The sequence below is a fragment of the Phenylobacterium sp. genome, from assembly GCF_028290885.1.
GTDB lineage: Bacteria > Pseudomonadota > Alphaproteobacteria > Caulobacterales > Caulobacteraceae > Phenylobacterium.
In genome coordinates this window covers 1-21,239 of record NZ_JAQGIZ010000298.1, presented here as the reverse complement: position 1 = coordinate 21,239, position 21,239 = coordinate 1, and the positions used below count along the sequence as shown (strand labels likewise).

The 21,239-nt window shown below is 68.7% G+C and carries 18 protein-coding genes and 1 pseudogene; 12 read left to right on the top strand and 7 right to left on the bottom strand.

The features are described 5' to 3' along the window. Positions 1–563: pseudogene (locus JWP28_RS19710) on the top strand (hypothetical protein); the annotation flags it as partial. Between the two features lie 180 nt (positions 564–743). Continuing rightward, positions 744–2,108: a carbohydrate porin gene (locus JWP28_RS19705; protein WP_299545558.1), complete on the top strand. Its 1,365-nt coding sequence runs from the start codon at positions 744–746 to the stop codon at positions 2,106–2,108. Between the two features lie 7 nt (positions 2,109–2,115). Here the strand turns inward: JWP28_RS19705 and mutT are convergent, their stop codons facing one another. Continuing rightward, complete coding sequence (gene mutT, locus JWP28_RS19700) at positions 2,116–2,523, bottom strand: 8-oxo-dGTP diphosphatase MutT (protein WP_299545557.1); 408 nt, start codon at positions 2,521–2,523, stop codon at positions 2,116–2,118. Between the two features lie 285 nt (positions 2,524–2,808). On the opposite strand from mutT, the gene JWP28_RS19695 reads away from it, so the two are divergent. From JWP28_RS19695 to JWP28_RS19685, 3 genes are all read left to right on the top strand, one after another. Further along, positions 2,809–4,215, top strand: a complete 1,407-nt coding sequence (locus JWP28_RS19695) for a DEAD/DEAH box helicase (RefSeq protein WP_299545556.1) — start codon at positions 2,809–2,811, stop codon at positions 4,213–4,215. Positions 4,216–4,678: 463 nt separating this feature from the next. Continuing rightward, positions 4,679–5,029 (top strand): UrcA family protein, encoded by a 351-nt coding sequence (locus tag JWP28_RS19690; protein WP_299545555.1) that lies wholly within the window; start codon positions 4,679–4,681, stop codon positions 5,027–5,029. Between the two features lie 124 nt (positions 5,030–5,153). Continuing rightward, complete coding sequence (locus JWP28_RS19685) at positions 5,154–5,513, top strand: UrcA family protein (RefSeq protein WP_299545554.1); 360 nt, start codon at positions 5,154–5,156, stop codon at positions 5,511–5,513. Positions 5,514–5,543: 30 nt separating this feature from the next. Here the strand turns inward: JWP28_RS19685 and JWP28_RS19680 are convergent, their stop codons facing one another. The 3 genes from JWP28_RS19680 to JWP28_RS19670 form a co-directional block, all read right to left on the bottom strand. Continuing rightward, positions 5,544–7,463, bottom strand: coding sequence for a S9 family peptidase (locus tag JWP28_RS19680; RefSeq protein ID WP_299545553.1), 1,920 nt, complete (start codon positions 7,461–7,463; stop codon positions 5,544–5,546). A 76-nt stretch (positions 7,464–7,539) separates the two neighbouring features. Next, entirely contained in the window at positions 7,540–8,991 is a 1,452-nt protein-coding gene (gene argJ / locus JWP28_RS19675; protein WP_299545552.1) for a bifunctional glutamate N-acetyltransferase/amino-acid acetyltransferase ArgJ, read from the bottom strand. Next, on the bottom strand, positions 8,988–9,950 hold the full coding sequence (locus JWP28_RS19670; protein WP_299545551.1) for a peptidylprolyl isomerase: 963 nt from the start codon (positions 9,948–9,950) through the stop codon (positions 8,988–8,990). The genes argJ and JWP28_RS19670 overlap by 4 nt, the downstream gene beginning before the upstream one ends. 143 nt (positions 9,951–10,093) lie before the next feature. On the opposite strand from JWP28_RS19670, the gene JWP28_RS19665 reads away from it, so the two are divergent. Next, positions 10,094–11,263, top strand: coding sequence for an acetyl-CoA C-acyltransferase (locus tag JWP28_RS19665; protein WP_299545550.1), 1,170 nt, complete (start codon positions 10,094–10,096; stop codon positions 11,261–11,263). A gap of 252 nt (positions 11,264–11,515) precedes the next feature. On the opposite strand, the gene JWP28_RS19660 is transcribed toward JWP28_RS19665, so the two are convergent. Next, complete coding sequence (locus JWP28_RS19660) at positions 11,516–12,109, bottom strand: hypothetical protein (RefSeq protein ID WP_299545549.1); 594 nt, start codon at positions 12,107–12,109, stop codon at positions 11,516–11,518. Between the two features lie 355 nt (positions 12,110–12,464). Between JWP28_RS19660 and JWP28_RS19655 the strand changes: the two genes are divergently transcribed. From JWP28_RS19655 to JWP28_RS19640, 4 genes are all read left to right on the top strand, one after another. After that, the gene (locus JWP28_RS19655; RefSeq protein ID WP_299545548.1) at positions 12,465–12,932 is read left to right on the top strand and encodes a hypothetical protein; all 468 of its coding nucleotides are present in this window, start codon (positions 12,465–12,467) and stop codon (positions 12,930–12,932) included. Positions 12,933–13,422: 490 nt separating this feature from the next. Further along, positions 13,423–14,049: a hypothetical protein gene (locus JWP28_RS19650; RefSeq protein ID WP_299545559.1), complete on the top strand. Its 627-nt coding sequence runs from the start codon at positions 13,423–13,425 to the stop codon at positions 14,047–14,049. A 254-nt stretch (positions 14,050–14,303) separates the two neighbouring features. After that, positions 14,304–14,846 (top strand): ATP-binding protein, encoded by a 543-nt coding sequence (locus JWP28_RS19645; RefSeq protein WP_299545547.1) that lies wholly within the window; start codon positions 14,304–14,306, stop codon positions 14,844–14,846. A gap of 453 nt (positions 14,847–15,299) precedes the next feature. Then, positions 15,300–16,016, top strand: a complete 717-nt coding sequence (locus JWP28_RS19640; protein WP_299545546.1) for an RcnB family protein — start codon at positions 15,300–15,302, stop codon at positions 16,014–16,016. Between the two features lie 198 nt (positions 16,017–16,214). On the opposite strand, the gene JWP28_RS19635 is transcribed toward JWP28_RS19640, so the two are convergent. Beyond that, the gene (locus tag JWP28_RS19635; RefSeq protein ID WP_299545545.1) at positions 16,215–16,748 is read right to left on the bottom strand and encodes a hypothetical protein; all 534 of its coding nucleotides are present in this window, start codon (positions 16,746–16,748) and stop codon (positions 16,215–16,217) included. 311 nt (positions 16,749–17,059) lie between these two features. Here JWP28_RS19635 and secA point away from each other — a divergent pair, with 311 nt between their 5' ends. Next, the gene (gene secA, locus JWP28_RS19630; protein WP_299545544.1) at positions 17,060–19,816 is read left to right on the top strand and encodes a preprotein translocase subunit SecA; all 2,757 of its coding nucleotides are present in this window, start codon (positions 17,060–17,062) and stop codon (positions 19,814–19,816) included. 95 nt (positions 19,817–19,911) lie between these two features. Beyond that, entirely contained in the window at positions 19,912–20,097 is a 186-nt protein-coding gene (locus tag JWP28_RS19625) for a hypothetical protein (protein WP_299545543.1), read from the top strand. A gap of 9 nt (positions 20,098–20,106) precedes the next feature. Here the strand turns inward: JWP28_RS19625 and JWP28_RS19620 are convergent. Then, the coding region (locus JWP28_RS19620) for a carotenoid oxygenase family protein (RefSeq protein WP_299545542.1) at positions 20,107–21,239 on the bottom strand (1,133 nt) is incomplete at its 5' end.

Here is a 21,239-nt window from a genome sequence, read left to right as displayed (position 1 = left end):
ACCCGCAGGCCGCGCTGGCCCTGCCCGGCGGCGAGGCGGCCGGGGCGCGCGCCAGCGGGGCGCTCTACGCGCAAGGCGCCGCGCTCAACAGCGAGGGCGAGAAGGTCAAGCACGCCGCCTACTCCATCCAGCACCAGGCCTGGGCCAAGACCAAGGTCGCCGATCCTGCCGGCCGGCTGAGCCGCGTGAAGCACATCTCGGCCGAGGGCTACCGGCCGAGCCGCGATGATCCGGCCCGGCTGCAAGCGGCGCTGGCGGAAGGCGGCCGGCGCGGCGGCGCGACGAGCCCGGTGGTGGCCCGCGGCGTGGCGCTGGCGGCGCTCTCCGTGCTCGGCGAGAACGGCAAGGCGCGCAGCCTGATGACCGAGCCCCGCAGCGGCTTCTGCCTGCGGCTCGCCAAGCTCAACCTCTACCAATGCCTGGCCAGCGCCGGCCCGCACTATGAGGACGTCTACTGCCTGGGCCAGCACGCCATGATCGATCCCGGCCAATGCGTTGTGGACGCGACCCGCCCGCCGGCCACGCGCCGGCTGGCGGCGAACCAGGCGAGCTATCGCCGCTGAGCTCCGCAGGAACGTCGCAAGCGGGCGCCCGTTAGGAAGCCTTCGAACAGGCAGCGGGCGACCGGCTGCGCGACGGCTTGGCCGTGCGTGCCTGGAAACCCGACCTGGACCTTGGTAATGGCGCGCCCATGCGCCTAGTCGGGCGGTCGCCGTCGGGCGGCGGAGAGGATTCGGGCTGGGATGAGGGCTGTCGCTTTGCTGGTCGCCTCGGCGGCTCTCCTGACCGCGGCCGGAACGCCGTCGGACCTCCGGGCTCAGGAGGGGTCGCCGCCGACCGCCGAAGAGAAGGCCCAGCCCCCGGTGGAGCCCGAGCGCTGGGCGGTCCACGTCCAGGCCACGGACATCCTGCAGTACTATCCGGCGTTCCACAGTCCCTATCAGGGGCCGCAGAGTTTCCGGCCGCAGGCCACCTGGGGCAACACGGTGGACGCGACCCTCTACGCCGGCGTCAGGCCGTGGTCCGGCGGCGAGATCTGGGGGAACATCGAGATGTACCAGGGCTATGCGCCCAGCAACACGCTGGGGGCGGCTGGCTATGTCAACGGCGACGGGGCGAAGGTGGGCCGCGCCCATCCGTATGCGCGGATCGCCCGCCTGTTCGTGCGCCAGACCTTCGACCTCGGCGGCGGCGCACAGGACCAGGACGCCGACCTCAACCGCCTGGCCTCGAACGGGACCAAGAACCGGCTGGTGATCACCGCCGGTAAGCTCAACGTCACCGATGTCTTCGACACCAACAAGTACGCCCACGATCCGCGGCAGGACTTCCTGAACTGGTCGCTGATCACCACCGGCAGCTTCGACTACGCGGCCGACGCCTGGGGCTACACCTATGGCGCAGCGGTCGAGGACTACCAGGGCGACTGGACCTGGCGCGCGGGCGTGTTCGACCTCTCCATCGTGCCCAACAATGCGACCCTCACCTCCGATTTCAGCCAGTTCCAGGTCGTCGGCGAGGCGGAGAAGCGCACGGCCTTCGGTGGGCGGCCGGGCGCCATCCGGCTGGGCGGCTTCGTCACCCGCGGGCGGATGGGCCGCTACGACGACGCGGTCAGCCTGGCGCTGGCCAGCGGCGGACCGGCGGACACCGGCGCCGTGCGGCGCTATCGAAGCCGACCCGGCGTCTACCTCAACGTGGAGCAGGAGGTGGCCGATGGGGTCGGGCTGTTCGGGCGGCTCGGCTGGTCAGACGGACGCTACGAATCCTACGAGTACACCGACATCGACCGCACCGCGCAGGCGGGGGTCTCCGTCTCCGGCCAGCGGTGGGGCCGCAAGGACGACACCGCCGCCCTCGCGTTCGCGGTGAACGAGCTTTCCGGCGCGGGACACCGCTATCTGAACGCGGGCGGGCTGGGGATCCTGATCGGCGACGGGCGCCTGCCGCATCCGGGCGCCGAAGGCATCGTCGAGGGCTATTACAGCCTCTTATTCCTGAAGGGGATGACGCTCAGCCTGGACAACCAGGTGATCGTGAATCCGGCCTACAACCGCGACCGGGGACCGGTGAACGTGGTCTCACTGCGGCTGCACCTCGAACATTGACGGGACGTCAGAGCAGATCCCGCAGCCAGGCGACCAGCGGGGCGTCGGCCGGTGGCATCGGATAGTCGGTGAGCTTTACCGGCTTCACCCAGGCCAGCGCCTTGTGCTCCTTCGCCGTTACCTGCCCGGTCCAGCGCCGGCACAGGTAGAGCGGCATCAGCAGGTGGAAGCTCTCGTAGCTGTGGCTCGCGAAGACGAAGGGCGCGAGGCAGGCGTGGGTGACCTCGATCCCCAGCTCCTCCTCCAGCTCGCGGATCAGGCAGGCCTCCGGGGTCTCGCCAGCTTCGACCTTGCCGCCGGGGAATTCCCAGAGGCCCGCGAGCTGCTTGCCCTCCGGCCGCTGGCAGATCAGCACGCGGCCGTCGGCGTCGATCAGGGCCGCGGCGGCGACCAGCAGCATGCATTTTTCAGTCATGCCGCTTCATTCCCGGCCTGCGCCCTAAAGGCAACAGGCGGAGCCTAAAGCCTCGCTGTGGGTTGACTTCGCAGCTGCAAACCCCGATGTGCAGCCCGCGTCACGAAACTACGGCGCTATCGGTGTTCCAGCCGCGTGGGGTCTCTCTTGAGGCCCAGCCTGTCGAGCGCCGTAAGACCCATAGATCGCCCATCACGCGGGGCGCTTCCCCAAAGACCCGCGACCTCCGCGCCCTCGATGTGATCGAGCCGGCGCGTTCGGCGCATATCTGAGAGTTTTTACGTTTTGACTCAATTCACCGAATTCGGCCTCGCCGCTCCTCTGCTGAAGGCGCTGGCCGGAGAAGGCTACACCACGCCCACGCCGATCCAGGCGCAGGCCATTCCCGGCGTCATGGCCGGCCGCGACCTGCAGGGTATCGCCCAGACGGGCACCGGCAAGACCGCCGCCTTCGCCCTCCCCATCCTCCACCGCCTGGCCGCCGAAAAGCGCCAGCCGGAGCGCAAGGGCGCCCGCGTCCTGGTGCTCTCCCCCACCCGCGAGCTCGCCAGCCAGATCGGCGAGAGCTTCCGCACCTACGGCAAGCACATGGGCGTCTCCGTCGCCGTGATCTTCGGCGGCGTGAAGTACGGCGCCCAGCACAAGGCCATGGCCAATGGCGTCGACGTGCTGGTGGCCACCCCCGGCCGCCTGCTCGACCACCTGCAGGAAAAGACCATCATTCTGAAGGGCGTGGAGATCTTCGTCCTCGACGAGGCCGACCAGATGCTCGACCTCGGCTTCGTGCTGCCGATCCGCAAGATCGTGGCGCACATCCCGAAGGTTCGGCAGAACCTGTTCTTCTCCGCCACCATGCCCACCGAGATCGGCAAGCTCGCCTCCGAGCTGCTGACCGATCCGCTGCGCATCGCCGTGGCCCCACAGGCCACCACCGTCGAAAAGGTGAACCAGCGCGTGCTGTTCGTGGAGCAGTCGCGCAAGCGCGCGCTCTTGTCCGAGCTGTTCGACGATCCGGGCTTCAAGCGCGTCATCGTCTTCACCCGCACCAAGCGCGGCGCCGACCGCGTCGCCCGCAGCCTTGAGCAGGTAGGTGTCGACGCCGCCGCGATCCACGGCGACAAGAGCCAGGGCCAGCGCGAGCGAGCGCTGGCCGACTTCAAGGCCGGCAAGGTGCGCGCGCTCGTCGCCACCGACATCGCCGCGCGCGGCATCGACATCGACGCGGTCAGCCACGTGGTGCAGTTCGAACTGCCCAACGTGCCGGAGAGCTACGTCCACCGGATCGGCCGCACGGCGCGGGCCGGGGCCGACGGCTCGGCGGTGGCCTTCTGCGCCGACGACGAGCGGACCCTGCTGCGCGACATCCAGAAGGTGACGCGCCAGACCATCCCCTCCTTCGACCGCCGCAACGACAAGCAGCTCGGCGCGGCCACCGCGGCCCTGCCGGAACCGCAAGGCGTCAAGCCCGAGCGCGCCGACACCCGCGGCGCCGGCCCGCACCGCGGCCAGCACCAGCAAAAGCGCAACCGCAACCACGGTGGCGGCGGCGCCGGCGGCCATCGCCACGAAGGCGCCCCGGCGCGCGGCAACGGCGGCGGCGAGAAGCCCGCCCAGCGCCCGGCCTTCAAGGGCCCGCAACGCGGCGGGGGCGCCCAGTCCTCCGGGCGCACCGGCGTCTGGTCAAACCGCTAAGGCGGCGTCCTGCCCCTTCTCCCGCTGGCGGGAGAAGGGGCAGCGCCCCCCGGGGCTGGGCCACAGGCCGACCCGAGGACAGGCTCCGGGGGGGGGCTCACGGACAAGAGGTCAAAAGACCTCTCAGTCACCTCCGGTAGCCGTATAGTCGTCTGCGACTGTACTGGTGTATCAAGGCTATTTTTCTTACGATTTCAGTAGACACCCCTCCGCAGGCGGCGCAAAATTCAATCCTGCAAAACGTTGGTATCCGTTGCAGGCGTGGCTTAATCGGCCGCCGCATAGGATCAGGGTAAGGGGGGTCTCGTGGCTCTCGAAGCATGTTTGCGCCATTGGACCGTTCGGGTGGGCGCATCTGTCCGTGAAGCGTGAAGGCGGCGCGCTAGCGCCGCCGGTTCGCAGTCACAGGACAAGCTAGCCGCCGGCCGTGAGCCGGAACAATATTACAGACAAGGACTACGTTATGACCCGCAAGCTTTTTGCCGTCGCCTCTGCATGCGCGTTCCTCGGCGCGGCGTTCGCCGGAACCCCGTCCTTCGCCCAAAGCGAGCAGGGAAACATGAGAGTCCAGACGGGCGACCTCAACCTGCGATCCGACAGCGGTGCGCAGAGCGTGCTGAGCCGCATCAAGTACGCCTCATCGGCTTTCTGTGAGGATAATGCCGGGACTAAGGATCTCGCGCGCAGGATGGAAGCTCGGAAGTGTCGGGACAGGATGACGTACTTGGCCGTCAGCAAGCTGGACGCGCCCCTGGTCACGGCTCGCTACTACAATTCAGGCGGCAAGCCGCCGATCCTGCTGGCGACTCGCTAACTCAGTTGGGGCGGTTCCGCGAGGAGCCGTCCCAACGCCCGCGGCTAATGATTCAAGCGCCGGGCCTCGCATGGCCGCCCTACCGTGGCGGCGAGGGAAAACCCGGCCAGACAGGTGAACAGCGATGAAATACGCACTCGCCCTTGCTCTGGCTTCCCTGCTTCTGGGCGGATCGGCTCATGCCGAACATGCGATGGTCGTGAAGGTGCGAGGCCTGAACCTGCACACCACGGCCGGCGCCGCTGTGGCGGTCCAGCGAATGAACGACGCGGCGGCCGCGTTCTGCACGACCCCGTTGCGTAGCGGCGTGCGCGAAATGGATGTCACCACGCTGAAGTGCCGACGGGACCTGGCAGCCAGGGCCGCAGTCATGCTCGGGTCCCCTGAAGTCAGCTATCTTCAGTCGCAGCTGGGGCCGACTAAGGTGATCGCGGCGCAAGACGCCGACGCGATGGCGGGAGCCGGGGCGACAGGGGCGCGCTGACGCCCGCCCCGCCCTTCAGTTTGCCGCCCTTCAGTTTGCCGGATTGTGCTTCTGAACGAAGGCGACCACGGCGCTTAGCATGGCCTGACGCGTGGGGGCGCTGGAGAGCCAGTGGTCCTCCCCATCCATCAGCACGAAATCCACCGGCTTGCCGGCGCCATTCAGCGCCTTCTGCATCATCCGGCTCTGCTCGATCGGCACGACGGTGTCGTTTTCGCCATGCACCAGCAGGATCGGCGCGTCGGCCTTGGCCGCGAAGCGCAGGGGCGAGATGGCCTCGACGTCGCCGGCCGCCGCCCCGGTCAGGCCGCGCCAGAAGCTGAGCGCGCGGCCGTCTCGCGGATTGCCGCGTTCCCGCGTCCAGATCAGCATCCGGCCCATGTCGGCGACGCCGGCCACAGAGACCGCGCAGCGGTAGAGCCCCCGTTGCAGGGTGACCCCGGCCAGCGCGGCATAGCCGCCGTAGCTGCCGCCCACGATGCAGGCGCGCTTGGGGTCGACAATCCCCGCCTTGGCCAAGGCCTCAATGCCGTCCGAGATGTCGGTCTGCATCTTGCGGCCGTACTGGCCCTCGGCCGCCCGCCGGAAAGCCTCGCCATAGCCCAGGGTGCCGCGATAGTTCGGCTGGAAAACCGCATAGCCGCGCGAGGCGAAGGCCTGGGCCCACCAATCGAAGCCTACGCGGTCGCCGGGGACGATCGGCCCGCCGTGCGGCATGACCACCAGCGGCAGGTCCTTCGCCTCCCGGCCGGGCGGCAGGGTGAGCACCCCTTCCATCGCCAGGCCGTCAGCGGCCTTGTAGGCGAACATCCGCGTCGGGCCGACATCGGCCGCCGCGACCTCGGGACGGACGTCGCCGATCGGCACGGCGCTGCGCGCGACCACATCGACCAGCCAGTAGTGGCCCGCGTCCTTGGGACCTTCGGTCAGAAAGAGCATCTGGCCGAAGTTGCGCGAGTAGGCCATCAGCTCGGCGTGTTCGCCGGGGAAGGCCTCGCGCGCGTCGGCGATCCGCTTCTGCAGGGCGGTATCGAACAGGCTTTGGCCCCGCAGGCTGGTGATGCCGACCACCACGTGAGTGTCAGGATCGGTCAGCGGGCCGGCCGTATTGTCACCGGTGATCAGCACCGCACCCTCGCTCCCGCCGCCGAGCGGAAGTTCGCGGACGAGGACCGTATCATCGGTCCGCTCTTCGACCAGGACCGTGCCGGGCGTACGGCCGGGGCTCATCAGCGAAAGGGCGTCATCGCCCGCCCGCTGGATCAGGGCGTGCTCCATGCCGGCGCCGGCGTAGACGGTGTATTGGCGCCGGTTCGGGTCGAACACCGAATTGGCCATCACCTGACCGTCGGCGCCCAGGAGCCAGCCGCGGATGCGCTGCGCCGAGGAGGCCACGAACTCCGGCCGCCCGGTGTCCAGGTCGATGCGGTAGAGGTCGGGGTAGACCACCCCGGCGTCAGCGTGAGGCTGGACCTTCTCCCAGGTGACCCCGCCCACATAGGCGTACCAGCGGCCATTCACCTCGCGCGCCCCGTGGTAGCCGAGGATGGCGTCGACGTAGGTGTTGCTCTTGCCGAAGATCATGTAGCTGGCGCGGGTCTTCAGGTTGAAGTCGATGACCCCTGCCATCTCGGTTTCCTGCAGGCCGATGACCGGCCGCGCGACGGTCGCAGTCTCGGTGATCAGCACATGATCCTCGCCGGCGAAGGCCACGCCACGGAGCTTGGCCTTTCCGAAGGCGAGGCCGCCGAGCACCTCGCCGTCAGATTTCCGGACGATGACCTTGCGGCCGTCCTTGTCGGCCACGATCACCGCGAAGCGCGCGCCCGATGGAGAGAGCGCCACGTCCTCGATGGCCGGCAGGCGGCCGTAGGCTTCCAGGGGCGGCGGCGCGGCGCGCGCGGAGACGGCCGCGCCGAGCGCGGCCAGAAGCACGATCAGGAAACGCAAAGCTCAACCCCCCGGCAGCTCTCGGCGAGGAGACTAGCCTCAGGCAGGTCAGGACTCAACCATACCGGGCGACGCCTCAGCTCCGGTAGTCGCCGTTGATCTCGACGTAGCGCTTGGTGAGGTCGCAGGTCCAGATGACCGCCGAAGCGCGGCCGACGCCGACGTCGATGGTGACCTCCAGCTCCTGGCGCTTCATGTAGGCGCTCATCTTGGCCTCGCTGTAGGTCGGGGAGACCAGGCCGTCGCGGGCGGCCCAGAGGTCGCCGAACTTCACGCTCATAGTGTCGCGGTCCACCGGCTCGTCGGCGCGGCCGACCGCCATGACGATGCGGCCCCAGTTGGCGTCTTCGCCGGCGAAGGCGGTCTTGACCAGCGGGCTCTCGGCCACCGTGCGGGCGATCTTGCGGGCCGAGGCGTGGGTTTCGGCGCCGGTGACAGTGATCTTGATGAACTTGGTGGCGCCCTCGCCGTCGCGGACCAGCTGATGAGCGAGGTCCATCAGCACGCCTTCAAGCTTGTCGCGGAAGTCGGCCAGCCTGCGGTCGCCGGCCCGGCTGATCTTCGGAGCGCCCGACTTGCCGGTGGCGAACAGCAAGAGCGTGTCGTTGGTCGAGCGGTCGCCATCCACTGTCACCGCGTTGAAGGTGTTGCGTGTGTAGAGGCTGACCAGGTTCTGCAGCGCCGCGGGCGAGATCGCCGCGTCGGTGACCACAAAGGCCAGCATGGTGGCCATGTCCGGCGCGATCATGCCGGAGCCCTTACAGATGCCGCTGATCCTCACCGGGACGCCGTCGATCTCGGCGAGCGCGTGCGCGCCCTTCGGGAAGGTGTCGGTGGTCATGATCGCCTGGGCCGCGTTTGCCCAGCCGTCCGCGGTCAGCCGGTGTTCGATGTCGGGCAGGCGATGGACGATCTTGGCGTCGTCCAGCAGCACCCCGATCACCCCGGTCGAAGCCACCATCACGTCGCGCTGGCGGCAGTCGAAGCGCTTGCCCGCCGCCGAGCAGACGCGACGCACGGCGTCGGCGCCGGGCCGGCCGGTGAAGGAGTTGGCGCAGCCGGCGTTGACCACCAGGGCGTGGACCCCCTCGCCCTTGGTCATTTCCAGATGGCGCTTGCACCAGTCGACCGGCGCGGCGCCCACGCCGTGGCGGGTGAAAACCCCGGCGCAGCTGGCGCCCTCGGGGAAGGTCATCACCAGAAGGTCGTCGCGCTCGTGCTTGTAGAAGCCGGCCCGGGCGGTGGCCATCTGCACGCCTGCGATCGGCGGCATCTTCGGAAACGGGACCGCCAGCGGCGAGACCGGCATGGCGCCCTTCCCAGGCGCGGCCGGGGTCGCGGCCGTGGCGGAGGAGAACTGCTTCGCCTGCCTGTCGGCGCGCTTCAGGGCGGCGCGTTTCAGTGCGCTGGCCAGCGGGTCGAAGGCGCGCTCCAGCGTCTGGCCGACCACCTCCACGGGACGCACGGCGGCCTCCAGCGCCTTGGCGGGGGTGAGGGTCTTGGATCTGGGGGTCGGCTTGCGGGTCATTTCGCGGCCCCTTTCGGCGCAGGCCCAGGCGCAGGCCCAGCCGCCGGCGCCGCGGCGGCCGCCTTCGGCGCGTCGGCGGGCGGGATCGCCTGGGCGGGGGTGTCGGTCTTGACCATCACCTCGACCTTGGAGCGGCCACGCAGCTTCTCCAAGAGGTCACGGATCTGGTCGTAGGTCAGGAAGCGCACGATCTGCGGCCGCGCCGCCTCGAGCGCGATCGGCTGCTCGACCCGCCGGTCCTCGACCTTCACCAGCGCAAAGCCGCCCTCGACCGGGAACGGCCCGACGACCTGGCCGGGCTTGGCGGTCTTCAGCGCCGCGTCATAGGTCTGCGGCATCACGTCGATGGTGAAATAGCCGAGGTCGCCGCCGTTGAACCGCGTCGCCGCGTCGGTGGAGCGCTGCATGGCCAGCGTCTCGAAGGAGCCGCCGGAGGCCAGGAGCTTCTTCACGGCTTCCGCGTCCGCGGCGTTGGCGACCACGATCTGGCGGGCGTGGATCTCCTCGGAGCGCTTGGCGAGCTTCAGCTGCTCCTGGTAGAGGCCGCGCACGGCGTTGTCGTTGACCGCGTCGGAGACCACGCGTTCCACCAGCATGTCGCCCAAAACCCGGTCGCGGGCGGCGGCCAGCCGGCGCTGGGCCACGGGATCCTGGTCGAGCTTGCGCTTGACCGCCTCGCCGGCCAGCAGCCGCTGGTCGACCACCTCGTCCAGCACCCGGCGGAACAGGTCCGAGGAGGCGTCCAGCGGCTCGCCCTCGCCGATCAGCCCCTGGGCCACCGCCTCGCGCTTGACGTCGGAGGACCACACCGTCCGGCCGTCCACCTTGGCCACTGCGCGGTCGCCGCGCTCCGGCGCATGCTCGGCGCCGCCGCCCCGGCTGCAGGCGGCCAGACCGAGCGCCGCGGCCAGCACGGCGCCGGCCAGAACAGCGGAGCGGAAGGGCCGGACGGCGGCCATGCGGATCACCCTCGAAGCGGATGGGAACGGCGTTCAGGACGCCGCCCGTCCCTAGCCATTTAGCCGGCGGGATGCAAAGGTTGCGGCCCAGGGCGCCCAGAGCATGAGGCGCCGCGGACCGACATATGGGAGGATCATTTCAGATGCGCGAAGCCGTCATTGTCTCTTACGCCCGCACCGGTCTGGCCAAGTCCGCGCGCGGCGGATTCAACATCACCCCGACCGTCTCGATCGCCGCCCATTCGGTGAAGCACGCGGTGGCCAAGGCCGGCATCGAGGGCGAGGCCGTCGAGGACGTGTTCATGGGCAACGTGGCCCACGGCGGCGGCAACGTCGCGCGCCAGGCGGGCCTGCTCGCCGGCCTGCCGATCACCACCTCCGGCGTGACCGTCAACCGCTTCTGCTCGTCGGGCCTGCAGACCATCGGCATGGCGGCCAACTTCGTGCGCAACGACGGCGCCAACGTGGTGGTGGCCGGCGGCGTGGAGACCATCTCCATGCCCAACATGGGCACGGGCAAGGACAACGTCGATCCGAAGCTGACCGAGATGTACCCGGCCATCTTCATGCCGATGATCGACACCGCCGACATCGTCGCCGAGCGCTACAAGGTCAGCCGCGAGGCGCAGGACGAATACTCCTACGAGTCCCAGCAGCGGATGGCCGCGGCCCAGCAGGCCGGCAAGTTCCGCGACGAGATCGTCCCGATGAAGACCAAGATGAAGCAGGTCAACAAGGAGACCAAGGAAGAGAACATCGTCGACTACGTGGTCGACCGCGACGAGTGCAACCGGCCCGACACCAACATGGAAGGCCTGGCCAGGCTCGAGCCGGTGCGCGGCCCCGGCAAGTACATCACCGCCGGCAACGCCTCGCAGCTCTCCGACGGATCGGCGGCGGTGGTGATCATGGAGGCCAAGGAGGCCGAGCGCCGGGGCCTTGCGCCCATGGGCGTGTTCAAGGGCTGGGCGGTGGCCGGCTGCGAGCCCGACGAGATGGGCATCGGCCCGGTGTTCGCCATCCCGCGCCTCTTGGAACGCCACGGCCTGAAGGTCGACGACATCGACCTGTGGGAACTGAACGAGGCCTTCGCCTCGCAGTGCCTCTATTCCCGCGACAAGCTCGGCATCGACCCGGAGAAGTACAACGTCAACGGCGGCTCGATCGCCATCGGCCACCCCTTCGGCATGACCGGCGCGCGCCTGGCGGGCCACGTCCTGCAGGAAGGCAAGCGCCGCGGGGCCAAGAACGTGGTGGTTTCCATGTGCATCGGCGGCGGGATGGGCGCCGCAGGACTTTTTGAGGTCCTCTGACCTCAAAAAGGTCCGGCTGCGGCGCCCATCACTCAAAAGTGGCTGAAATCGCGGGAGCGATTTCAGCGCGGCGCGGCGGGGTTGTTCGAGGTTCTCTAGGACCGGGCGCGCCGCAGGCGCCCGATTGATTGTCCACGAACCACACGAACAACACGAACGGGCATGGGCGGCGGCGCGGCAGCGCCTAGCTGACCGCGTTCGTGTGGTTCGTGGATCCATTTTCCGGGCGCTGACTGATTGCGACGCGGACCGTCACCCGGAGCCGCGCCAGAGAGGCGGGGCGGGATCGGGATCGTCCTTCGGTTCGGCGAACGCCTCGCCGGGCGGGTCGGGCAGCGCGCGCCAGCGGCGGGCGAGGACCGTGTCCAGGCCCATCGCGCGGCAGAACGCCACCACATGGACGTCCAGCGGCTCCAGTCCGAACCGGTCGTCGCGGGCCTGGAGGTCCAGCCACTCTTCCAGGAGGTCGAAGAAGTCGCCTGAGAGGTCGTCGTCGGTCTCGGAGGGGTCGGCCGGCTCGTGCTCGGCCCAGATCACCCGCTGGACCGGGCCGCGCAGCGCCGCGACGCGGGCTTCGATGCGCGCCTCGTCGCGGGGGACCGGCGCGGGCGGCGGCGCCTCGCGCTCGGCGCGGACGATCTCGCGCCGCAGCCTGACCTTCAGCGCCAGGCTCTGGCGGTAGGAGCGGGCCATGCGCTGATAGCTGCGGGCCAGGTCGTTGGCGACCTCGGGGTCCTCGGCCGCCTGGGCGCGGACGGCGAAGTCGCGCGCCATGGCCAGGTCCAGCGCCGCGAGCTCCGAAAGCCCCGCGGCCTCAGCCTCGGTGATGGTGAGCGCGTCCAACATGCGAGGGGCAGTAGATCACGGCGGTGCGTCAGATGCGGACGTAGGGGGAAGGTGACTCCAAGCCGTCCTTCAACAAGTCCGCTTCCGGGCGTTCAGCCAAGGACTCCTGCCGACCCTTAGCGGACACAACGAGCTCATCAGGTCTCTCAACCGAAAGACCGAATTCTGTATGCCGGATGAGCCGGTGAGGAACCCGCAGTCGATGTGACACGGCATGGCGCGCGCGCGGAACAGAATCAACATCGCGGGTTCCGCTCGTCCCATTTTCTTAGCTGGAACCAAGGTCCTTTCCGCCTCGTTGCTAGCGACTGGATGTCTGGCGGGCCTGCGGCCCATCACAATGAAGGATGATACAATGAAGACTCTTACCGCTGCGTTCGCAGTGAGTTCGTTTATCGCCGCTGTGGCCGGAAGCGCCGCGATGCCGACGGTGGCGAGCGCCCAACCGGCCGGGCCGACCTATGTCGCCTGCAATCAGTATGGCGACTGCTGGCGGGTGCACGAAAGGTATGCATACGGCCCCGCCGCGCCGATCATCTACTACAATTCCGATTGGTACGACGCCCACCGAAGTGACGAGCATGTGCACTGGCTCGCCGACCCGGATAGTGACCGTGGGTATTACGATCGCAAGGGGGCTTGGCACTCTGATCCGGGCGCGCGCGCCCTGGCCGGCGGAGCGACGGGCGCCGGTGTTGGCGCGGCCATCGGGTGTCTTGTGACGCTCCCCATCGGGTGCGGCCCTGGCGCGGCGGTTGGCGCCGCCGTGGGTGGCGGCACGGGCGCCGTCGCAGGCGCAGCCTCCACGCCGCCGCGCGACTGATCTAAGGCTCGCGCCGATCTGAGCGCCCGCTTCGGCCATCCGAGACGCCGCGCCAGAAGAGGTCCGGACCCGTCCGGGCCTCTTTGCGCTGTTCCTGGGTCGAGCCAGCGCAGGATGGATTAGGCGGGTGGAGGTCTGGCGACAGCGCGACAAGCTGGAGCGGTTCCTTTGCGGTGAGAAGGAAGTTGCTCAGCGCCGGGACTGAGACCAGCGGGGTTTTCGAGCGGGTCGTCGAAACTGTTGACGTCGCCGGGGGCGACGTCCGCAACCCACCCCGTTCTGCCGTCCACCGCGTCCGTTTTCTGGCCCTGGGCGTGGCGCAGGCGCGAACGCCAGCTTCCCGGTGAGGGGCTTCCGGCAGGAGGCGACCCATTGCGGGCGTTGGGAAGGTCCGTTTGCGGGTCGCCGCTTGCCGAACGGCCCGCCGGGGGTATGGTCCAGCTGGTCAGCAAAGGGGGCGCGCCGGATGGAGATTTCGCGTCGAGGATTGGTGGCTGCAGCTGCGTTGGCGCTGCCGGGCGCCGCAGGTGCGGGTCAGGCTCGGGCGCAGGATCTCCTGAAGCCCACCGGCCAGGAAACCTTGGGGCCATACTATCCGGTCCGGGCGCCCACCTCGCACGATCCGGACTTGACCCACTTTCCCGGCCGCAAGGGCCGCGCCCTGGGCCAGGTGATCGAGATCACCGGGAGGGTGCTGGACACCTCGGGACGACCGCTGCCGCAGGCCGAACTGGTGATCTGGCAGGCCAACGCCGCCGGGCGCTACACGAACCCGATCGACAAGAACACGGCGCCCCTGGACCCGAATTTCCTCGGCGTGGCGTCGTTCGGCGTGGCGCATGACGGCGCCTTCAGGCTGCGCTCGGTGAGACCCGGGGCCTATCCCGAGCCCTCGGGCACGATGCGCACGCCGCATATCCACTTCGACGTGACGAACGCCGACTATCGGCTCGCGACCCAGATGTACTTTCCCGGCGAAGATCTGAACGCGAAGGACCTGTTGCTTTCGACGCTGGCGTCGCGACACCGCGATCCCAACGCCGCCATCTGCCAACCGGCGGCGACCAGCGAACCGGGCGTGATGGCCTTCCGGTGGGACATCGTCCTGCTGACCTGAACCCGGCAAGCTTCGGCTGGTCCGAGGTCGGGCGCGGCGCCGAGGTCTCCTTTCCACCCCTAGCGGACATTGAGCAAGTCCGCTCAACGGCTGGCGACGCAGGAGCTCGGCTGGTCCGGTCCCAGAGTCCCTTGAGATAGCGGCGAGGCTTCCCGCTCGTCTGTGCAGGAACGCGGAACAAGCTTGGGCGTTCTACGCCGCAGGGGAGCATGGCCGCCACGTTGCTCCTGAGCTTCAGAGGAGGGTCAAGCATCATGCCAGCCACGCTCAACCTCGTCTTCGGGCCCATCGGCGCGGGGAAGACCACCTACGCCCATGCCCTGGCCCGCCGCGAGGGCGCCGTCGCCTTTGTCCTCGACGAGTGGGGCGTGCGCCTCTTCGGCCCCGACGTCCACGGTCCCCTCGATTTCGGGTGGATGCTGGAGCGCCTCGGCCGCTGCGACGCGCTGATCTGGTCGACCGCAACCGCCGTGCTTGCCGCCGGGACTTCGGTGGTCCTGGACCTCGGCCTGATGCGCCGAGAGCACCGGGAGCGCATCCGCAAGCTCGCTCAGGAGGCGGGCCTGTCGGTGCAGTGGCACTTCGTCGACGCGCCGCAGGCGGTTCGCCGCGCCCGCGTCGCCGGCCGCAACGAAACCAAGGGCGAGACTTTCGCCAGGGAGGTGCCGCCGGAGATGTTCGACATGATCGAGGCCATGTACGAGGCGCCGACGCCGGCGGAGCTGGAAGGCGCAGTGCTGAGCGTCACCGACGATGGCGCGATCGCCGCTCCGCGGGAGGAGCCGGCCGAGGCCTAGCACGAGTTCGGCGACGGTGCGGTTGCGGCCATGGCCGATCGACACCTGTCGCTCTGCAGGTAAGGCCGGGCAAGAGTCCGATTTCCTGACGCGAGCCGGCGACGGCTTCCCATCCACCTCAGTCATTCGTGGAGTCCGGTTTCCGGCAGATCGCCGAACGTCCGGCTCATGACGCTGAGACGATGACCGAGTTCGACCCTGAGCGGTGTTCAGCAGGTCTGCTTGCGGGTGAAAGGAACCGTGTTGTCGATCGAACAAGAAGGGGGCTCGGCGTGACCTGCCTATCCTGCCCGACAGGGAACCGGAGGGTTTCTGCGCGCACATCCTCTTCGAGTGCAATGTCGTGGCGGCGTTACTACACATCCGAGTAGGGAGCGGAATTTCGCGCGGCGCGTTAGGTTTGTCAGGCGGGCCTGCATCCTTCAGCGCGCCGGTGCAAAAGGACTCCCGCCCATGAATAGGTCCATCCTCGCCGCCTTGTTGGCGGCCACGGCCTTGTCGAGCGGCCTCGCCTGGGCCGATCCCAAGGACGCTCACGGCGGCGACGGCGGCCAGCAGGGCCAGGACCAGCCGCGGCAGGGCAATCGACCCGCCCAGGCGCAACGCCAGCCGCAAGCCCAGCGCCAACCCCAGGTCCAGCGGGAACCCCAGTCGCAGGCGCCACGCCAACCTCCGGCCCAGGCGCAACGCCAACCCCAACAGCAAATCCAGCGCCAACCTCAGGTCCAGCGCGCACCCCAGCCGCAGGCGCCACGCCAACCTCAGGCCCAAGCGCAACGCCAGCCCCGACAGCAGGCTCAGCCGAGCTATCAGGCCCAGAGCCGCCCGCAAAGTCAGGCTCAGGCGCGGCCGCAGGCCCAGGCTCAAGTCCAAAGGCAGGGCGGCGCCGCGCTGCGCGGCGGCGGGTTCAGCTATGGCGGGCGCCAGCACGAGCAGATCCGGGCGCCGGGTTACAGCTATCCCCAGGGCTACAGCTATCGCCGCTGGGGAGTGGGCCAGGACCTGCCGCTGCTGTTCCTCAGCTCGCGATATTTCTTCGACAGCTACGCCGACTACGGCATCGGTCGGCCGCCCCACGGCTACCGCTGGGTGCGCTACGGACCGGACCTGCTGCTGGTCAGCAATCGCACGGGCCGCATCCGCCAAGTGATATACGGGGTGTTCTACTAGGGGATTACTGGGGGGGGATTACGGGGACACAGTACATAATTCGGCGACTTGGGCTTCGGGCCCGGTTTCCGGCGGACCAGCTTTCGACGCCGGACGCGACACTCCGCCGCCGCCCTTGTCATGCGCTCCGGAGCACCGTCCCTCCAAGGCAATCAGGTATTGCGTTCCCAGAATTGCGCGCCGCCGGAAGGCACAGCGTCACGCCCCTACGAGCAGAACCTCGCGGGCCGCGCGGGTCCGGGCCGCATCGTCTGTGCCCGCGCCCAGCGGCACGCTGTCTATGGCCAGGGCCTCAAATATCGCGGCGTCGCCGGGGGTGAAGGTCGCGCGCACCGTCGCCGTCCAGACGGCCCTGGCGATCGGATATGCGAAGCCCCACCGTGCCGCCGCGCAGGTGCGCTCCAACGCTTCGTCGCTCAACAGCGACATGGCGTGGTTCGTCTGAGCGTCCAGCAGGTTGAGGGCCCAGCGACGCAGGAAGGACGTCAGAATGGAGACATCCACCGCGTTAAGGTCAGGGCTGTCGGAGGTTACCTTCACCCAGATGGCCGCGAAATGAGGCGCCTCCATCGAGGCCGCCAGGACCATGCCGCGCTCAGTTCGCGCTTGTTGCATCAGCGCCCGCTGATTGCGTTCGGCCTGACGGACCTGGATGGCTAGATAGCCGATTGAGACGACGACCGCGGCGGCCGCGACCGTCTGGCTCAGATAGGAAACCTGCTCGAGTGTCATGGCGCTCCCCAGTGCGCCAACCCTCTCACAAGACCCCGGCGGAAGTCACGCCGCCGGGTTCCCGGAGAGTATGATCGGGCGGCTGCGGTCGCTCGTCGCCCGTTGCGGAGGTTCGATAGGTCCGGTCATAGCGCTAGAGCTAAAGTCCGCTCCGGGCGCGAAGCGGCCCTCCGGCCCCTCCCCGCGACCTCCCCCCACAGGGGCGCTGCGTTGACTTGGGGACCCCTGCTGCTTAAGTCACGCGCGCCCCTGACACAGCTGTTTTTCCCGGCGGGCGAAGGGCCTCGTCGCCGCCGGCACGGATACACCCCTTGAGCATCTTCCAGCAGTTCTTCGGCTCCTCCAATGACCGCAAGGTCAAGTCGATGCAGGCGCGCGTCCTGAAGATCAACGCGCTCGAGCCGCAGACGCAGGCGCTCAGCGACGAGGCGCTGCGGGCCAAGACCGTCGAATTCCGCGAGCGCGTGGCCAAGGGCGCGACGTTGGACGACGTGCTGGAGGAGGCCTTCGCCGTCGTCCGCGAAGCTGCGCGGCGGGTGCTGGGCCAGCGCCACTACGACGTGCAGCTGGTGGGCGGCATGGTGCTGCACCAGGGCGGCATCGCCGAGATGCGCACCGGCGAGGGCAAGACGCTGGTCGCCACGGCGCCGGTCTATCTGAACGCGCTCGCCGGCAAGGGCGTGCACCTGATCACCGTCAACGACTACCTGGCGCAGCGCGACGCCGAGTGGATGGGCCAAGTCTACAAGTTCCTGGGCATGGAGGTGGGGGTCATCGTCCACGGCCTGAGCCAGGGCCAGCGGCAGGCGGCCTACAACTCCGACATCACCTACGGCACCAACAACGAGTTCGGCTTCGACTACCTGCGCGACAACCTGGTCTATGACGCCGACGAGATGGTCCAGCGCGGCCACAACTTCGCGATCGTCGACGAGGTGGACTCCATCCTGATCGACGAGGCGCGCACGCCGCTGATCATCTCCGGCCCCACCGAGGACCGCAGCGAGTTCTACAAGACCATCGACCTGCTCGTGAAAGAGCTGATCAAGGACAAGAGCAACTTCGACTTCGACGAGAAGCAGCGGCAGGTGATCCTGACCGAGGAGGGCTCCGAGCGGATCGAGGAGATCCTGCTGGCCGGCGGCCACCTGGCCCCGGACACCGCCGGGCTCTATGACGCCGCCAACGTCTCGGCGGTGCACCACGTGAACCAGGCGCTGCGCGCCAACGTGCTCTACCAGCTCGACAAGGACTACATCGTCCGCGCCGGCGAGGTGATCCTGATCGACGAGTTCACCGGCCGCATGATGCACGGCCGCAGGCTCTCGGAAGGCCTGCACCAGGCGATCGTGGCCAAGGAAGGCGCGGTCATCCAGCCCGAGAACCAGACGCTGGCGTCCGTCACCATCCAGAACTACTTCCGCCTCTATTCGAAGATCTCGGGCATGACCGGCACGGCCGCCACCGAGGCGCAGGAATTCCTCGACATCTACAAGATGGACGTGGCCGAGATCCCGACCAACCGGCCGGTGGTGCGGATCGACGACGACGACGAGGTCTACCGGACCGCCGCCGAGAAGCATGTGGCGATCATCGGCCTGATCGAGGACTGCTATCGCCGGGGCCAGCCGATCCTGGTGGGCACGGTGTCCATCGAGAAGTCGGAGCAGCTCTCGGAGCTGTTGAAGGCCCACAAGTTCGAGGTCGACGGCAAGACGCGGAACGGCATCCCGCATAATGTGCTGAACGCCCGCTACCACGAGCAGGAAGCCCTGATCGTCGCCGACGCCGGGGTGCCGGGCGCGGTGACCATCGCCACCAACATGGCCGGCCGCGGCACCGACATCCAGCTCGGCGGCAACGTCGACATGAAGGTCATGCAATGGCGTGACGAGCAGCGCGGCCTGGGCGTCGAGGTGACGCCGGAGATGGCGCTGGAGCACAAGGCGCGGATCGAGGGCGAGATCGCCACCCTGAAGGAACAGGCGCTGGCGGCCGGCGGGCTCTTCGTGCTCGGCACCGAGCGCCACGAGAGCCGGCGGATCGACAACCAGCTGCGCGGCCGCACCGGCCGCCAGGGCGACCCGGGCCACTCCAAGTTCTTCCTGTCCTGCGAGGACGACCTCTTACGCATCTTCGCCGGCGAGCGCCTCGACGGGATCATGCGGACCTTCGGCGTGCAGGAAGGCGAGGCGATCACCCACAAGTGGCTGAACAGCGCCATCGCCACCGCCCAGAAGCGCGTCGAGCAGCGCAACTACGAGATCCGCAAGAACCTGCTGAAATACGACGACGTCGTGAACGACCAGCGCAAGGCGGTGTTCGAGCAGCGCGCCGAATTCATGGCCGCGACCGACCTCTCCGAGGTGATCGCCGAGATGCGGCGCGACACCATCGAGGACTTCGTCACCCGCCACCTGCCGCCCAAGGCCTACGCCGAGCAGTGGGACGTGGAGGGCCTGGAACACCACGTGCGCGAATTCCTGGGGCTCGACCTGCCGATCAAGGCCTGGGCGGCCGAAGACGGCATCGCCAACGAGGAGATCGAGGAGCGGATCGTCAAGGCCGCCGACGCCCGCGTGACCGAGCGCGACGCCCAGGTCGGCGACCACATGCGCACGGTGGAGAAGAGCTTCCTGCTGCAGATGATCGACCTGCAGTGGCGCGAGCACCTGATGCACCTCGACCACCTGCGCAACGTCATCGGCCTGCGCGGCTACGGCCAGCGCGATCCGTTGCAGGAATACAAGACCGAGGCCTTCTCGCTGTTCGAGAAGCTGCTGACCGACCTGCGCCAGAACGTGACCCGCTGGCTGATGACGGTGGAGTTCCAGTTCGAGGAACCGCCGCAGCCGCAGCCGGGCCAGTTCTTCGAGGTGCACATGGACCCGCTGAGCGGCGAGAACGCCGCCCAGATGGGCCTGCTGCCCGACGGCATTCCGGCCGATCAGCGCGAGGCGCTGCCGGTTTCCGCCCTGCCGCAAGGCTGGGAGGACACCGGCCGCAACGCCGCCTGCCCGTGCGGCTCAGGCAAGAAGTTCAAGCACTGCCACGGCGCCCTGGTCTGATCTGACCTGGTCCGACCTGGTCCGGCTGGGTTCCGCCGACGCAACCCGTTGACGCTGCCGGCGTTTTCGCAAGCGTCAGCAGGGGGTTTGAGCCAATGGCCACCTATCGCGCCTATCGGGTCGACAAGCGCCGCCATATCCAGAGCGGCCAATGGCTCGACGCGCCCAACGACGCCGAGGCCAAGGCGCAGGCGTCGGAGCTCTGCGACGAGGGTGCGCCGCTCATCGAGCTGTGGCAGGCGGCCCGCCTGGTCGACGAGATCGAGTGCGACGACGACTGACGTCGCGCGTCAGAAGCTGACCCAGTTGCCGTGGAAGCCGAACGGCACGCGGCGCGGCAGCTGGGCCACCGCGATCGGCCCCTTCGCCACGTCCTGCGCCTCGAACACCACAAGGTCGCTGCGGTTCTCGCCCGCCCGCCACACCACCGCCGTCACCCAGCCGTCGCCTTCCGGCGCGTCCGCCGTGCGCGGCGTGAACACCGGCTCCGAGGTGAGGTCGCCTCCGGTCAGCTCGTAGACCTGCCGACGGCCGGTCGCGAAGTCGAGGTGGGCGATCGCCGACTGCTTGATGGTCTTGCCGTTGGTCGGGTCGGCGGCATACCAGCCGTGGCGATAGGCGCGCGTGGCGAACCGCTCGTCCAACCTGGGGAACTCGCCGTCGAGGTCGTCGATCGGCTCCTCGCGGATCGCGTCGCTGGCCGCGTCGAGGTCGAAGGTCCAGCGCACCAGCCGCGCCGCGGTCTTCTCGCCCGGCGAGCCGTCGGCCTTGGGGAACAGCGGCGCCTGGTCGTAGCGCATCACGTCGGCGTAGAGCTTCCCGTCCGCCTCCCAGGCGTTCATCGGGTGGAAGACGTAGCAGGCGCCGGTGTTGAACCACCGGATCGTCGAGACGTCGGCGTCGCGGCGCATCACGCCGACGAAGCTGCCCTTTTCCGGCTCCCAGGCGAAGGCTGGCAGGCCGCGCATCGCCCGCTCCAGGCTGCCGGTCAGCGGCAGGATGGGGAACAGCACGTGGTTCTCGGTGACCATGAAGTCGTGCACCATGGAGGAATAGGGCGCCTGGAAGTCGTCGCGCCGGACCACCTGGCCCGCGGCGTCGGTCACGCCGTAGCTCATCCCCGCCGATAGCGGCGCGTCGCCGACGCCATAGCCGAACCAGACCATCTCGCCCGTCGCCGGGTCGATCTTCGGGTGCGCCGTGGTGCGCCCGCGGTAGGCCTGCACATAGCCCAGGGAGTTCAGGGTGTCGGGCGCCATCTCGAAGGGCGCGTGGCCCTCCTCCAGCGCCATCAGCCGGCCCGCGTGCCAGACGATGTTGGTGTTGGCCACGCCGGAGTCCTGGCCCATCACCGCCGGCTCCGTGGTCATCGGGTTGCCGAAGGTCCCGAACAGGGAGCGGCCCGCGGCGTGCTCCAGCTCCC